This is a genomic window from Duganella radicis (assembly GCF_009720825.1).
GTDB classification, from domain to species: domain Bacteria; phylum Pseudomonadota; class Gammaproteobacteria; order Burkholderiales; family Burkholderiaceae_D; genus Rugamonas; species Rugamonas radicis.
Genome location: NZ_WNKY01000123.1, coordinates 1 through 817 on the forward strand (window position 1 = coordinate 1; position 817 = coordinate 817).

Sequence of the window (817 nt, forward strand, 5' to 3'; positions counted from 1 at the left end):
GGCTAAAACAGTCAGGATGTTGGCTTAGAAGCAGCCATCATTTAAAGAAAGCGTAATAGCTCACTGATCGAGTCGTCCTGCGCGGAAGATGTAACGGGGCTAAGCCAGTCACCGAAGCTGCGGATATGCGTAAGCATATGGTAGGAGAGCGTTCTGTAAGCCTGCGAAGGTGTCTTGTAAAGGATGCTGGAGGTATCAGAAGTGCGAATGCTGACATGAGTAGCGATAATGGGGGTGAAAAGCCCCCACGCCGTAAGCCCAAGGTTTCCTGTTCAACGTTCATCGGAGCAGGGTGAGTCGGCCCCTAAGGCGAGGCAGAGATGCGTAGCTGATGGGAAGCAGGTTAATATTCCTGCACCGTCGTATGATGCGATGGGGGGACGGATCGCGGAAGGTTGTCTGACTGTTGGAATAGTCAGTTTCTGTTTCATAGAAGGTGCTTAGGCAAATCCGGGCACGTAATTCAAGGGGACGGGACGAAGGACTTAGGTCCTGTAGCAATCGGAAGTGGTTCCAAGAAAAGCCTCTAAGCTTCAGTCATACGAGACCGTACCGCAAACCGACACAGGTGGGCGAGATGAGTATTCTAAGGCGCTTGAGAGAACTCGGGAGAAGGAACTCGGCAAATTGGTACCGTAACTTCGGGAAAAGGTACGCCTCGGTAGCTTGAATGCTTTACTGCATGAGGGCGAAAAGGTTGCAATAAACTGGTGGCTGCGACTGTTTAATAAAAACACAGCACTCTGCAAACACGAAAGTGGACGTATAGGGTGTGACGCCTGCCCGGTGCTGGAAGATTAAATGATGGGGTGCAAGC

1 rRNA gene is annotated in these 817 nt (G+C 51.2%); it reads left to right on the forward strand.

The features are described from left to right. A 23S ribosomal RNA gene (locus GM676_RS31335) occupies positions 1-817 on the forward strand; the annotation flags it as partial.